This window comes from Limnobacter sp. G6BE5S (genome assembly GCF_058448965.1).
The window spans coordinates 500,297-514,957 of sequence record NZ_JBZFLM010000001.1; the positions used below are offsets into that span (position 1 = coordinate 500,297).

Annotated in this window: 12 protein-coding genes; 10 read left to right on the top strand and 2 right to left on the bottom strand. The window is 54.6% G+C overall.

Going from position 1 to position 14,661, the window contains the following annotated elements:
• Window positions 1–3: 3 nt before the first annotated feature.
• Together ACVL1J_RS02430 and dprA are read right to left on the bottom strand one after the other, a co-directional pair.
• Complete coding sequence (locus ACVL1J_RS02430; protein WP_341237018.1) at window positions 4–2,562, bottom strand: DNA topoisomerase III; 2,559 nt, start codon at window positions 2,560–2,562, stop codon at window positions 4–6.
• Window positions 2,563–2,683: 121 nt separating this feature from the next.
• Window positions 2,684–3,772 carry a DNA-processing protein DprA gene (gene dprA / locus ACVL1J_RS02435; RefSeq protein ID WP_341237017.1) on the bottom strand — a complete coding sequence of 363 codons (1,089 nt, stop codon included), beginning with the start codon at window positions 3,770–3,772 and terminating at the stop codon, window positions 2,684–2,686.
• Between the two features lie 95 nt (window positions 3,773–3,867).
• On the opposite strand from dprA, the gene def reads away from it, so the two are divergent.
• The 10 genes from def (at window position 3,868) to ACVL1J_RS02485 (ending at window position 14,587) form a co-directional block, all read left to right on the top strand.
• A complete protein-coding gene (def, locus tag ACVL1J_RS02440) occupies window positions 3,868–4,377 on the top strand; it encodes a peptide deformylase (protein WP_159569301.1) in 510 nt (169 codons plus the stop codon).
• Between the two features lie 26 nt (window positions 4,378–4,403).
• Complete coding sequence (gene fmt, locus ACVL1J_RS02445) at window positions 4,404–5,375, top strand: methionyl-tRNA formyltransferase (RefSeq protein WP_341237051.1); 972 nt, start codon at window positions 4,404–4,406, stop codon at window positions 5,373–5,375.
• A 99-nt stretch (window positions 5,376–5,474) separates the two neighbouring features.
• Window positions 5,475–6,332 carry a zinc metalloprotease HtpX gene (htpX, locus tag ACVL1J_RS02450; protein ID WP_159569297.1) on the top strand — a complete coding sequence of 286 codons (858 nt, stop codon included), beginning with the start codon at window positions 5,475–5,477 and terminating at the stop codon, window positions 6,330–6,332.
• Entirely contained in the window at window positions 6,329–7,696 is a 1,368-nt protein-coding gene (gene rsmB / locus ACVL1J_RS02455) for a 16S rRNA (cytosine(967)-C(5))-methyltransferase RsmB (RefSeq protein ID WP_341237016.1), read from the top strand. The genes htpX and rsmB overlap by 4 nt, the downstream gene beginning before the upstream one ends.
• Window positions 7,697–7,705: 9 nt before the next feature.
• Entirely contained in the window at window positions 7,706–8,323 is a 618-nt protein-coding gene (locus ACVL1J_RS02460; RefSeq protein WP_159569293.1) for a DUF4390 domain-containing protein, read from the top strand.
• Window positions 8,320–10,593, top strand: coding sequence for an ATP-binding protein (locus ACVL1J_RS02465; RefSeq protein WP_159569291.1), 2,274 nt, complete (start codon window positions 8,320–8,322; stop codon window positions 10,591–10,593). The genes ACVL1J_RS02460 and ACVL1J_RS02465 overlap by 4 nt, the downstream gene beginning before the upstream one ends.
• 18 nt (window positions 10,594–10,611) lie before the next feature.
• Entirely contained in the window at window positions 10,612–11,334 is a 723-nt protein-coding gene (locus ACVL1J_RS02470) for a response regulator (protein WP_159569289.1), read from the top strand.
• Window positions 11,331–12,707 carry a Trk system potassium transporter TrkA gene (gene trkA, locus ACVL1J_RS02475; protein WP_159569287.1) on the top strand — a complete coding sequence of 459 codons (1,377 nt, stop codon included), beginning with the start codon at window positions 11,331–11,333 and terminating at the stop codon, window positions 12,705–12,707. The genes ACVL1J_RS02470 and trkA overlap by 4 nt, the downstream gene beginning before the upstream one ends.
• A gap of 15 nt (window positions 12,708–12,722) precedes the next feature.
• Complete coding sequence (locus tag ACVL1J_RS02480; RefSeq protein ID WP_341237015.1) at window positions 12,723–14,183, top strand: TrkH family potassium uptake protein; 1,461 nt, start codon at window positions 12,723–12,725, stop codon at window positions 14,181–14,183.
• On the top strand, window positions 14,180–14,587 hold the full coding sequence (locus ACVL1J_RS02485; RefSeq protein ID WP_341237014.1) for a GTP-binding protein: 408 nt from the start codon (window positions 14,180–14,182) through the stop codon (window positions 14,585–14,587). The genes ACVL1J_RS02480 and ACVL1J_RS02485 overlap by 4 nt, the downstream gene beginning before the upstream one ends.
• Window positions 14,588–14,661: the final 74 nt, after the last annotated feature.

Genomic DNA, 14,661 nt, shown 5'->3' on the forward strand with positions numbered 1-14,661 from the left:
AACTCAAGACGTTTCTTTGGTGGCCTTGGGCTTGGCTTTTGCCGCAGGTTTGGCTGCCGCTTTGCCTTTGGTTGCACCAGGTTTTTTCTCGGCTTTCGCTTCAAATTCAAAACCGATTGCACCGTCGGGTTTTTTCACCAAAAATGCCTTGAATGCACGGCGTGTTTTTGATGACACAAAGCGGGTCAACAAATCCGTTTTGCCGTCGAGCAGCAGTTTTTCCATTTGTTCACGGTCAATGGGCTGCTGCAAAATGACTTTGCCTGAACGGAAGTCGCAGCTTTTGTTTGGCCCAACCGATTTCTCGCACACATAGCTGGTGGCTTGCTCGTACACATTCGAGGCGCATTTGGGGCAAGGACCCAGCCGCGTTTCACCGGAAAAATCAACCGGCTCGCCGTTGTCGTCGTCTTTGGCCTGTCCGAAATCGAACTCAAGCTTGTGTTCGTCATTGAGCTTCAGCACGGCGGCAAAGGGGCGGCCCATTTTGCTACGGAAGCCGTCGAGCATCGGCAGCTCGCGGTCTTGCAACAGCTTTTCTACTTCTGCCACTTCAAACTGGCGTCCACCCGGTACTTTCGAAATCGAGAATTCGCATTTTGTGCAGGCAAAGCGGCGGTAGTTTTCTTTCACCACGCTGCCGCAATTCGGGCAAGGCGTAACCAGTGTGGCGTAGTCGCCTGGAATCGTTTCTTCGGTGTAGTTCTTCGCGCGATCCACAATGTTCTGCGTAATCTTTGCGATTTCCTGCATGAACTGCTCGCGCGACAACTCGCCCTTTTCCATCAGGGAAAGCTTGTACTCCCATTCCCCGGTCAATTCTGGCATGGTCAGTTCTTCAACATCCAGGCCGCGCAGCAGCGTGAGCAACTGGAATGCCTTGGCGGTGGGCACCAGTGCGCGTTCTTCTCGCACCAGGTATTTTTCGTTGATCAAACCTTCAATGGTCGCTGCACGGGTGGCGGGTGTGCCCAAACCTTTGGTACCCATGGCGTCGCGCAGCTCATCGTCGTCTACCAGTTTGCCCGCGCCTTCCATGGCGGAAAGCAACGTGGCTTCGCTGTAGCGTGCGGGTGGCTTGGTGCTCAGTGTGTGTACATCAATTTCGTCAGTGCTGACTTTTTCACCGGCATCAACAGCCACCAGGCTGTCATCTCCAGCCGCAGCGGCAGCACGGCCATAAATGGCCAGCCAACCTGGCTTCACCAGCACCTTGCCTTCCGTTTTGAAGGGATGCGTTTCCACGGTGGTAATGCGCGTGGTGACATTGAATTCCGCTGGCGGGAAAAACACTGCCAGGAAACGCTTCACCACCAAATCGTACAACTTGGCTTCAGGCTCACTCAGGTTTTTCGGCACTTGCAGGGTTGGAATAATCGCAAAGTGATCTGAAATCTTGCTGTTGTCGAATACACGCTTGTTGGGCTTCACCCAGTTATTTTTCAGAATTTGTTCGCAGAACTGACCATAAGCGCCGGCGATGTGGCCGTGGTCCAAACCCACAAAGCTTTTCAGGGTTTGGTTGACCGTGCCGATGTAATCTTCGGGCAATGCCTTTGAATCGGTACGCGGGTAGGTCAGTACCTTGTGCTTCTCATACAAGGCCTGGGCCAGCCCCAAGGTATTTTTTGCTGAAAAACCGAAGCGGCTGTTGGCCTCGCGCTGCAGGCTGGTCAAATCGAACAGCTGCGGTGCAATTTGCGTGGTGGGCTTGCTTTCTTCTACAACCGTACCGGGCTTGCCATCACAAGCCGCCACAATGGCTTTCGCCTTTGCTTCATCCCAAAGGCGGTCGGCGCGCTGTTCAGGGTCTTCTGCTTTTTTAAAGTCGCGGTCAAACCACTTGCCTTCATAGGCACCGGCCTGCGCGCCAAAACTGGCCCGAATTTCAAAGTAAGTGCGTGGCACAAACTTGCGAATTTTTTCTTCGCGTTCTACAACAATGGTCAGGGTGGGGGTTTGCACACGGCCCACTGTGGTCAGGTAAAAACCACCTTCCTTGCTGTTAAATGCAGTCATGGCGCGCGTGCCATTGATGCCCACCAGCCAGTCGGCTTCCGAGCGGCAACGTGCAGCGTCGGCCAGCGGCATCATGTCGGCGTCGCTGCGCAAGCTTGAAAAGGCTTGTCGAATGGCCGCGGGCGTCATGGATTGCAGCCACAGGCGTTCAACAGGCTTGCTGCTCTTGGCATATTGCGCAATCAGGCGGAAAATCAATTCGCCTTCTCGCCCCGCGTCACACGCGTTGATCAGGCCAACAACGTCTTTGCGTTTAATCAGTTTGTTCAGCACCTTCAGGCGCGATTCTGTTTTCGCGATCGGGTTCAGATCAAAGTGTGTGGGCAGCACCGGCAAATTGGCAAAACTCCATTTGCCGCGTTTCACTTCAAATTCGTCAGGTGCCTTGATTTCCACCAAATGACCCACGGCCGAGGAAAGCACGTACTCGTCACTTTCGAAGTAATCGTCGTGTTTGGTAAACCCACCCAGCGAGCGCGCAATGTCTGCGGCCACAGAGGGTTTTTCCGCGATGATCAGTTTTTTTTGGTTTTCGCTACTCAATTGGTCCAACTCGTCGGTGTGTGTAATTTCAAGGCCTTGTGCGCCGAAGTGTAAGTGTCAGTCCTCCAACAAATCAAGGCTTTCTCTAGAATCTTCAATTCAGGTGTTGCAACAGCCTTTTTTAAAATACACCATTTGAGCGCACCCAACGGTTGCCGCTCTCACCCAATACAAGACCCAACAGCTCCAGTTCGGTCAGTGCCGCCAAAGTTGTTTCGGTGTCCAAACCCAATTGTTGGGCCAGCGTGTCTGAATGTGCCGGTTCGTGGCCAAGGCACTGAAGCACGCGGCTGAGTTCCTCGTCCAGTTCCATGTCAGTGTCCATGCTGCAGTTCATTGTAGTGTGGCAATCGTTGTCATCTTCTTGCAACATGGCGGTAATTTTGAACACTGGCAGGCTGGCTTGTACTTCATCCAGTAACTCCTGGGCGGTTTCTATCAGCATGGCACCTTTTTTGATCATGTCATGGCAGCCTTTGCTTTGACTGCTGTGAATCGAGCCCGGAATGGCGCCCACGGTACGGCCCAGCTCACTGGCCACCCGGGCCGTGATCAGCGAACCGGAACGCATCGCCGCTTCGACCACAAGCAAGCCATCGGCAAGGCCAGCGATAATCCGGTTTCGGCGGGGAAAGAAACCTGCCTGCGGTGCAGTTCCCGGTGGGTACTCTGAAAGCACCAGGCCGCCTTGCGCAACGATTTGCTGTTTTAAACCCGCGTGGTGCGGGGGGTACACCTCGTCGGGTCCGCACCCCAGTACGGCAATTGTGGCGCCTGTTGCTTCCAGTGCGCCCGTGTGCGCGGCGCCGTCAATACCCTCGGCCAGGCCGCTCACCACCACCCAGTGCGCTTTTGCAAATGCCTTGCCAAAGCCATGCGCATGGCCCAATCCCGTGCGGGTGGCATTTCTGCTGCCCACAATGGCAACCCCACGGGCGCTGAGCAGTTCCCGCCGACCTTCGCCGAACAGCACAAGCGGCGGGTCTTTGAGTGCGAGCAGGCTTTGCGGATAATCGTGGCAGTGAATACCGACCCAGAAACGTTTGTTGCTTTGCAGCAACCAAGTGCAGGCCAATGCATGCCAAAGCCGAACCGCCTCGCACGGCACGGGTAAACTGTGGCTTGGGCCCTGTTGGGCTAATTCGTAGCGGGCGCGTGCTTTGATGGTGGTGTTGTAGGCCAGGTTCATGGCCACGAGCAGCTCACCCATGCAACAGACCATGCAACAAGTGATGGAATTTGCGAACTATTTTTGCCACAGAAGGTATATCCTTTTAGTGTTGACTGTGAAGGTTTTTTGAAAGCATGGCTTTACTCCCAATTTTGCGTTATCCGGATCCGCGCCTGAAAACGGTTGCCACCCCTGTCACCCAGTTTGATGACGCGCTTGTCAAGCTGACCAAAGACATGGCAGAAACCATGTACGACGCCCCAGGCGTAGGCTTGGCCGCGACGCAGGTGAACGTGCACAAACGAATCATCGTGATTGATGTGACCGACGACAAATCGGGCTTGACCGTGTTCATCAACCCGGAAATCACCAGCGCCAGCAAGGAATGCAAGGTGTACGAAGAAGGTTGTTTGTCTGTGCCGGGCATTTACGAGAAGGTTGAGCGCCCCGACACTGTGAAGGTGCGCGCCCAAAACGTGAAGGGCGAATGGTTTGAAATCGATTGCGACGAACTGCTCGCGGTTTGTATTCAGCATGAAATTGACCACCTGAATGGCAAGGTGTTTGTGGAATACCTGTCGCAGCTGAAACAAACCCGCATCAAAACCAAGATGAAGAAGCAAGACAAGCTTCAAACCGCTTGATCAACCAACTCCCCATGAATCGAACCCTGAATGTGGGTTTCGCTGGCACACCCGAGTTCGCCCGGGTTGCCCTGGCGAAGCTTATTGCTGCCGGCTATAAAGTGCACCTTGTGCTAACCCAGCCTGATCGACCTGCTGGCCGCGGCATGAAACTGCAAGCGTCCCCCGTTAAACAACTGGCACAGGAACACGGCATGCCCGTGTTGCAACCCCTTAGCTTGAAAAAAGGCGAGGAAGCGGAGCAAGCGTTGCATGCGCTAAAAACCGCAGTGCATGGCCAGCCTTTGGATGTGTTGATTGTGGCGGCCTACGGGTTGATTTTGCCGCAAACCGTGCTGGATGCACCCAGGCTGGGTTGTCTGAATATTCATGGCAGCCTGTTGCCGCGCTGGCGCGGTGCCGCGCCCATACAGCGTTGTATTGACGCGGGCGACACAGAAACCGGCGTTTGCATCATGCAAATGGAGGCCGGGCTCGACACAGGGCCGGTACGCCTGTGGCGTGCCTTGCCCATCGAGCAAAACGACACCACCAGCACCCTGCACGATAAATTGGCTGTACTTGGTGGCGACCTGTTGGTCGAGGCACTGGACTCCCTTCAGGCAGAAACACTGCCCTTGGTGCCGCAACCGGCCGTGGGGGTTACTTATGCCGAGAAGATCACAAAAGCCGAGGGCGTGATCAACTGGGCCCGCAGCGCGGTAGAACTTCAGCGTACACTGCGTGCCTTCGATCCTTTTCCGGGTGCCAACACCACATGGCGCGGCGAACCCTTGAAATGTTTTGACCCTGAAACCGTGGCCTTGGCTGGCTTGATGGGTAAACCGGGTGAAGTCTTGTCCGTTGATTCCAATGGCCTGGAAGTTCAGTGTGGGCAGGGCGTGTTGCGCATTCGCACGCTTCAAAAAGCAGGCAGCAAGCGCCAGCCTGCCCAGCAGGTGGCACAGGCCTTGGGATTACAAGCTGGAAACCAATTGGGCGAACACCGCTCCAATTAGGGCAGGTGTGGCAGTGGCCAATCTTGAAATTGCGCGAAAAAGCCTTATTTTTAAGTAGTCGAATCAATAGGCTGTTGATCAGCCGGGATGAATAAAATCATGTTCAATTGGATGAAAACCTTCATGTTGATGGCGGCAATCACCGCCCTTTTCGTGGTGCTGGGTGGCATGGTGGGTGGCCGTGGCGGCATGTTGCTGGCATTGGGTTTTGCCTTGGTCATGAACTTTGGTGCATATTGGTTTTCCGACAAAATGGTTTTGCGCATGTACAAAGCCAAAGAAGTGGATGCAAGCAATGCCCCCGAGTTTTACAACATGGTGGCTGAACTTGCCCAGCGCGCCGACATGCCCATGCCCCGTGTTTATTTGATCAACGACAGTGCACCCAATGCATTTGCAACCGGGCGCAACCCTGAAAATGCTGCTGTGGCCGCAACAACCGGTATTTTGCAGGTGTTGTCTGCACGAGAACTGCGTGGTGTCATGGCCCATGAGCTGGCCCATGTGAAGCACCGCGACATTCTGATTTCCACGATTTCTGCGACCATGGCGGGTGCCATTTCAGCCCTGGCCAACTTTGCCCTGTTTTTTGGTGGCCGCGACGACAGCGGCCAACGCATGAATCCGATTGCCAGCATTGCCTTGGCCATTCTGGCGCCCCTGGCTGCGTCGCTGATTCAAATGTCAATTTCTCGCGCCCGTGAATACGAGGCAGACCGTGGGGGAGCCGAGATTTCCGGCGACCCGGCTGCCTTGGCCAGCGCGCTGGACAAAATTCAACGTTATGCCAAAGGCATTCCGTTCCGTACCACTGAAGCGCATCCGGAAACCGCTCAAATGATGATCATGAACCCACTTTCAGGCCAAGGCATTGCTGGCTTGTTTTCAACCCACCCACCTACTGAAGAACGCATTGCCCGCTTGATGGAAATGGCTCGCACTGGCGGCCCGCGTTGAAGCCGGTTCACAGCACGCCGCCCAAGCTGACTGAGGCCAGCTTGGCATTTGCCCTGTTAAAGGCGGCCGCAGTCATGACGCGTGTATTGCGGGAGGGGCGCTCGCTTGATCAGGCCCTGGCCGCAGAAACCAAGGGCGTTAAAACCCCGCAAGCTGTGGGTGCCATTCAAGACCTGGCTTATTTTGGCATGCGAAATTTGGGCCGTGGGCAAGTGCTTACGCGACTGATCAGTGGCAAATCCTTGTTGAGTCCCGAGCCCTTGAATGAATTGATGGCCCTGGGTTTTGGTTTGCTGTGGGATAACAAAAATCCCAAGTACCCAGCGCACACGGTGGTCGATCAAATGGTTTACGCCTGCACCGGTAGCGAGCAGTTTGCGCGTGCCAAAGGTCTGGCCAATGCCTGTTTGCGCAATTTTTTGCGCGATTCAAACACTTGGCGAAACAAGGCCATGGAAGATCCGCTGGCGCAGCACAACTTGCCAGTTTGGTGGGTAGATAAGCTGAAAACCAGCCACCCGCAACACTGGGAAACCCTGTTGGCGCAGGCGCAAAGCCATCCGCCTTTGGTGGTGCGTGTGAATACGCGCAGCAGCTCGGCTGCCGCTTATGCCGAGCAATTGAATGCCGCAGGCACTGAAGCCAGCGTTCTCGGTGAGCAGGCTGTGTTGTTGGCCAAACCAGTGCCCGTGTCTGCCCTTCCCGGTTTTGATTTGGGGCAGGTCTCAGTGCAAGACAGTGCAGCGCAACTGGCTTCGCAACTGCTAAACCCTCAAAAGGGTCAGCGCATTCTCGATGCTTGCGCAGCCCCGGGCGGAAAAACCGGTCACCTACTTGAACTGGCCGACATCGAGCTGGTGGCAATCGATTCCAGCCCGCAGCGCTTGGGCAAGGTGGAAGACAATATTCGCCGCATCGCACCCACCCTGAATGGTCAATGGGATTTGCGCCTGAAAGTGGCGCAGGCAGAATTGCTGGATACCTGGTGGGACGGAGTCCCTTTCGACGGTATTTTGGCCGATGTACCTTGTACGGGTTCAGGCGTGGTGCGCAGGCACCCCGATATTCCGTGGTTGCGAAGACCGGACGATCTTGCCAAGTTGTCGCAGATTCAACACAAAATACTGAATGCCTTGTGGTCTACCCTAAAGCCGGGCGGTACACTTTTGCTGGTGACCTGTTCCATCTTTCCTGAAGAGGGGCCCCTGTTGGCAAAAGCATTTCTAGATAATCATTCCGATGCCTTGGCGCAAACTGCGCCCGGTTGGGTGTTGCCAGTTGCACCGGCCAATCCCGATCAAGGCTTTGATGCGTCTCCCGACGGGTTCTTTTACGCCAAGTTTGAAAAATCCCTAACCTCTTGAGGATGTGCCTTGAAATTTAGCCAGGCCCACTCCTCGTTATGGACTCGCGTTCTGCATGGGCTTTTGGGCCTTGCGCTGATGTGCGTCCTGACCATGGGGTTGGCCCAGCTTGACTCCGCTACACGGGTTACCGCAGTCAAGCTGGAGCCCAACAAGGCACCAGCCCCTGCGGCATGGAACCTGGCTGCGGAGTTCGAAATTGAACTGGGGCACAAATTGCGCGAAGCGGTTGATCGGGGGCTACCCCTGCAATTCACCGTTGATTTTCAGCTGATGCGGTCTCGCTGGTATTGGGTTGACCAAGAAGTGGTCAGCACCACTTACCCGCTGAATTTGTCCTACAACGCACTCACACGCACTTACCGCGTCATTACCCCTGGTAACACCTACAACACCCCCACGCTTGAAGATGCCATGCAGCACATGACCAAGGTGCGTGATTGGGCAGTCATTCCCCGTGATCGAATTGAAATAGGTCAGCCCTACACGGCACAGGTTCGTTTTCGCCTTTTGCTCACCGAGTTGCCCAAACCGTTCCAGATCAGTGCTTTGGTCAATAGCGAATGGGATTTGTCGTCAGAATGGCTGGCCTTTGAGTTCACGCCCAAGCGCGAGGCCTGGAAATGAATCCCTGGCTGGAGAACACCCGGTGGCTGCGTTACACGCTGCTGATTCTGGGCAGCCTGGGTGGCGTGCTGCTCTTCCTTTTGGCGTCAGCCTCGTCGAACACTGATTTTTTCGAAAGCAATTACCCTTTACTCATTACGCTGAACGGCATTATTGCGGCCGGCCTGTTTGCCATTTTGCTGTTGCTGATTGTGCGCATGGTGCGCAGGTACCGCGCGGGTGTGTTCGGCTCGCGGCTCATGCTGCGCATGTCGCTGTCTTTCGCGCTCATGGGCTTGATCCCCGGCTTTGTGTTGTACCTGGTGTCGGTTCAGTTTCTCGCGAAAAGTATCGACAGTTGGTTTGATGTGCGGGTAGACGGCGCACTGGAATCGGGTTTGAACCTGGGCCAAACCGCACTGGATAGCTTGATCAACGAACTGGCCTTGAAAGGGCAGTCCATTTCCATTGAACTGTCGCGTTCCACACCCAGTGAACAGTTGCTGGAGCTGCCCCGCTTGCGCGATGCAGCCAATGTGCAAGAGCTGACTTTGCTGTCTGAAACGGGCCAAATTCTTGGCAGTTCGGGTGGTCAACTGGACAGCCTGCTACCTAGCCTGCCCACACAAGTCATGTTGCGCCAAGCGTTGATGACCCGCCCGTTTCAGCAAATTGAACCCGACCCCGACGATCCCGAAGAACGGCTGTACATGCGCGTGGTGGTGCCGATTGCGCCCCCATTGACCAGTTTCGATTTGGGCCAGCGTTATGTGCAAATTATGCACCCGGTGCCCACCACCCTTTCGCAACGAGCCAATGCGGTGCAAAGTGTGTATCGCGATTATCAGGAACTGCAGTTGTCGCGTTCGGGTTTGCGAAAAATTTACGGTATTACGCTGACTCTGGCCTTGTTGCTCACAGTGTTTGTGTCGGTGGCGGCTGCGTTTTGGTTGTCGTCGCGCTTGTCGTCGCCCCTGCTTTGGTTGGCCGAAGGCACCAAGGCGCTGGCCAGTGGCAACTTCAAAACCATGCAGCCAGTGAATGCCGATGATGAATTGCGCGAGTTGGTGGATTCATTCAACACCATGACGCGGCAATTGTCGGAAGCGCAGCGCCGCTTGCAGGCCAATCAAAACCAGCTGGCCGCCAACAACGATTTCTTGCAAAGCCTGTTGACCAGTTTGTCGGCAGGTGTCTTGGTGCTGGATCACAAGCTGCGCCTGAAAATGTACAACGACGGCGCACTTCGAATTTTTGACCGGTCGCTGGCCGAAAACCAGGGCCATCCGCTCGATGACATGCCCGGCCTGGAAGGATTTGCCATGGCGGTGCGCGCCAGCGTGGCCGACAATCAGGGCAATGAAGGCGAGGAAAGCGGTATTTGGCAAAAGCAACTTGAAATTCCACGTGCCTTTGATTCGCAAAGCTCAAAGTCCATTCTGGTTCGGGGCTCGCGCCTGCCTGGCGAAAAAGCGGGTTATGTGCTGGTGTGCGACGACATTACCGCATTGATTTCAGCGCAGCGCACTGCGGCATGGGGCGAGGTGGCGCGTCGCCTGGCGCATGAAATCAAGAATCCGCTCACCCCCATCCAGCTCTCTGCGGAACGCTTGCAAATGAAGCTGGCGGATAAACTGCAAGAACCGGAGTCCGGTATTTTGCAGCGGGCCACGCGCACCATCGTGAACCAGGTGGAATCGTTGAAACGTTTGGTCAATGATTTCCGCGACTATGCCCGGTTGCCGCCTGCCGATTTGAAGCCGCTTGACTTGAATGATTTGGTGGTCGATGTGTTGGCGCTGTACGATGTACACGTTGGCATTGAAGATCAACTGGACACACGCTTCATTCCAAAATTAACTGAAAAATTACCGCTGGTGGCAGGAGATTCGTCGCAGCTGCGCCAAGTCATTCATAATTTGTTGCAAAATGCATTAGACGCATGTGTCGATTGTGATCAACCCAAGGTTGAAGTTCGCACTGAAGGTTTGAAAGCGCCGGAAGGTGAACAAGAGCAGTTGGTGGGCGTGAAATTGGTGGTGGCTGACAACGGCCCGGGTTTTAACCCTGACCTGTTGGCCAAGGCCTTCGAGCCTTACATCACCACGAAAACCAAGGGCACCGGTTTGGGTTTGGCAATCGTCAGAAAAATTGCAGATGAACACAAGGCACGAATTGCCATTAGAAACAGGGTAGATGCACAAGGGCGGGTTGTTGGTGCGGCGGTGGAATTAACCTTCCCCGTGTTGCAAGACACCTTGAACAATGCCGAACATAGTCAGGCCGCATAAAGAAGGAACTTTCTAACCATGGCGACCATTCTCGTTGTTGATGACGAAATTGGAATTCGAGAACTTTTGTCCGAAATTCTCGGTGACGAAGGGCATGCTGTGCTGCTTGCGGAAAACGCAGGCCAGGCACGCGCACTTCGGGACCAAGAGCAACCCGATTTGGTGTTGCTCGATATCTGGATGCCCGACACCGATGGTGTGACCCTGTTGAAAGAATGGTCGGTGAAGGGCTTGTTGACCATGCCCGTGATCATGATGAGTGGCCACGCCACAATCGATACTGCGGTTGAAGCCACTCGGATCGGCGCACTCGATTTTCTGGAAAAACCCATTTCATTGCAAAAGCTGTTGGGCGCCGTTGAAAAAGGTTTGGCCCGCGGAAAAATGGTGCAATCAGCCCGTGCGTTGATGCAATCGCAGCCCAAAGCCAACGGTGTGGGCGGTGTGTCAAACAATGCAGGCGGTGCTGCGGTGTCGGCAGTGGGTGGTGCCTCGTCCACGCCCGATTCCAGTCCTTTGGGGCAGGCTTTGGCCGAATTGTCCACCCTCGATCTGGATGCACAATTGCGCGATGCCCGCGATTCATTTGAACGCATTTATTTTGAGTACCATTTGCGCCTGGAGAATGGCAGCATGACTCGTTTGGCCGAGCGCACTGGTATTGAACGCACGCATTTGTATCGCAAACTCAAGCAGCTGGGCGTGGAAGTAGGCCGCACTGCGCGCAAAAATATCGCATGAAAATCATCATCGTCGGCGCCGGGCGTGTGGGCGCGAGCCTTGCCGAAAGCCTGGTGTCCGAACACAACGACATCACCCTGATTGATCCAGACCCCAGGGTGTTGGCCGATCTTCAAGACCGCTACGACTTACGAACCATTGCTGGTAACGGCGCTTTGCCGCGTGTGTTGAAGCAGGCCGGTGCTGAAGACGCAGATATGCTGGTGGCGGTCACGCGCAGTGACGAAACCAATTTGGTCGCCTGCCGCATGGCTGCACTTATGTTCAATGTGCCGCGCCGAATTGCGCGTGTGCGTTCGCCAGAAATGATGGAACAGGCGAATTTGCAAGGCGATGAAGGTTTCAATGTCGACCATGTGATTTGCCCCGAGCAAAGTGTGACAGAACACATTGAACGGCTGATCGAATTTCCCGATGCCTTGCAAGTGCTTGATTTTGCCGATGGCAAAGTGACGCTGGTTTCCGTGCGCGCTTACGCAGGCGGGCCTTTGGTGTCTCACCCCATCGAAGACCTGCGCAAACACTTGCCCAAAGTCGATGTGCGCATTGTGGCCTTGTTTCGCGAGAATCAACCCGTTGCGGTAGAAGGCTACACCACCATTCAGCCTGGCGACGAGGTGTTTTGCCTGTCGGCTACAGAGCATGTGCGTACCGTGATGTCGGAATTGCGGCGCATGTCAAAACCAGTGACCAAGGTGATGATTGCCGGTGGCGGCAACATTGGTTTGCGACTGGCCCGCAGCCTTGAAGAAAACTATCAGGTCAAGGTGATTGACGCCGATCGCAAGCGCTGCGAAGACCTGGCCAACCAGCTGGGTTCACGAACCTTGGTGTTGTATGGCGACGCAACCGACGAAGATTTGCTGGCCGAAGAAAATGTGCAGGACGTGGACACGTTCATTGCACTGACCAACGACGATGAAAACAACATCATGTCGTCTTTGTTGGCCAAACGCATGGGTGCGCGCCGGGTGATCGCCCTGATTCAGCGCAAGGTGTATGCCGAGCTGGTGCAGGGCGGGCAAATCGACATTGCGTTGGCCCCATCAAACGCCACACTCAGTGAATTGCTCAAGCACATTCGCCGGGGCGACGTGGTGGCCGTTCACCGTTTGCGCCGTGGTGTGGCCGAGGCAATTGAATCCATTGCACATGGGGATTCGAAGTCGTCGAAAGTGGTGGGCCGTGCCATTGAAAAAATCGACATGCCCAAGGGGGCTGTGATTGGCGCCATTGTGCGTGGCGACCAAGTGATCATGGCGCACCATGACACGGTGATTGAAGCCGAAGACCACATCATTACATTCGTAGAAAACCGCAAACTGGTGCCGCAAGTGGAAAAGCTGTTCCAGGTCGGCGTGGGGTTTATCTAAAGTGGTACTTGCAGCATGAGGAACTCGCTTTTTCCGGTGCTGGGCGTATTGGGCTTTGCGGTGGCCTTGTTCTCGGTGGCATTTTTGGTGCCGCTCACTTACGCTTTTTTCACAGGCGAACCCACCGTACATGCATTTGCCACAGGTTTTTTGGTGACGTTTGGTATCGGTGTCACCGCGCACGTGCTGACCCGTCGTTTTCGCCGAGAGCTTCAACCCCGCGATGGTTTTCTGTTGGTGTCAACCGTGTGGTCCGGCTTGCCTGCCTTTGCCACCATTCCCATGGTGCTGTTTTTTGAAGACCTCAGTGTCGCGGATGCCTACTTTGAAATGGTGTCTGCGCTAACTACTACCGGCGCGACTGTGCTGAGTGGTCTTGACGACATGCCCGCCAGTATCAACATTTGGCGACACTTGCTCTCGTGGATGGGTGGCATGGGTATTCTGGTTTTGGCGGTGGCCATTTTGCCCTTGCTGGGTGTGGGTGGCTCGCAGGTGTTCAAGGCCGAAACACCCGGGCCCATGAAAGACAACAAACTCACTCCCCGAATTACAGAAACCGCCAAGTCTTTGTACATGGTGTATTTCATGTTGTCTGTGGCCTGTGCCATCAGTTACAAGCTGGCTGGCATGGACTGGCTGGACGCGTTTTTGCACACGGGTACTACTGTGTCATTGTCGGGATTTTCATCGCACGACGCGAGCTACGCCTACTTTGATTCCGCAGCAATTGAGATGGTTGCAGTGGTGTTCATGATGATTGCGGCAGTGAATTTCTCGATTCATTTTTTGGCTTGGCGTGGCAAATCGTTTCGCCCCTATGTCAATTGTCCGGAAGCAAAATGGTTTTTCATGCTGATGATTGGTGCTGTGTCGCTGATCACCATGTATTTGCTGGCATACCAGGAATACACCACATTCAGTGAAGCGTTTCGGTATGCGCTTTTCAACACTGTGTCGGTTGCTACAACCACGGGTTATGCCAACACCGACTATGGGCAGTGGCCGCTGTTTGCACCGCTGTTGATGATGTTCCTCAGCATGTTTGCGACCGCGGCCGGTTCCACTGGTGGCGGTATCAAAATGCTGCGCGCAGTAATCCTGTTCAAGCATGCCATTGGCGAGCTTTCACGCATTCTGCACCCACGCGCCATCAACCCGGTGCGAATTAGGGGGTCGGCTGTCAGTTCGCAGGTCATTTTCGGTGTGTTGGCCTTTATGCTGATGTACGGCATGAGCGTGATTACTATTACCATGCTGTTGATATTCACCGGTGTTGATCCGGTGTCGGCCCTGACCACGGGTATTTCCATGATTAACAACCTGGGCCCTGCCTTGGGTGAATTTGGTCCTGCCAACAATTATGCGGGGCTGGGTAATTTCCAAACCTGGGTGTGCTCTTTTGCCATGTTGCTGGGCCGCCTGGAAATGTTCACTATTCTGGTGCTGTTCACGCCAGCCTTTTGGCGCAAATGAAAACGCATCTTTTCCTCGTGTCTGGCCGCAATCCTGTACAGCGCGCCACTCGAATTGAACAGTTACTCCTTGAGCAGACGGGTGCCGGCAAAATCACCCTGATGGCCAGTACGGAAATTTTTTCAGTGGCTTGCGTCGAAGCGCAGGCTGAATTGTTTCAACTCGATGCCGAGCGCAAGGCGCGTGGTATCCACGTGCTGCGTTTAAGCCCCGGTTGTTTGTGTTGTTCCTCCAAACTGGTACTGACAACTCACCTTGCTCGCACCTTAAGATTGAACCAACCCAATGTATTGTTAATGGAACTGGAAAGCCAAAGCCACCCGGAACAAGTGTTAAAGTTATTAAACGAGCCTCAATGGACGGATTGGTTTGCCGATATCAAATTAGTGGAGGAAGTTGCGTAAGGGGTTAGACGCCCAAGGCGTGGCCTTGAAATTGCTAGATAGATCACCATATTCAACCTGAAAGTATTATTTGG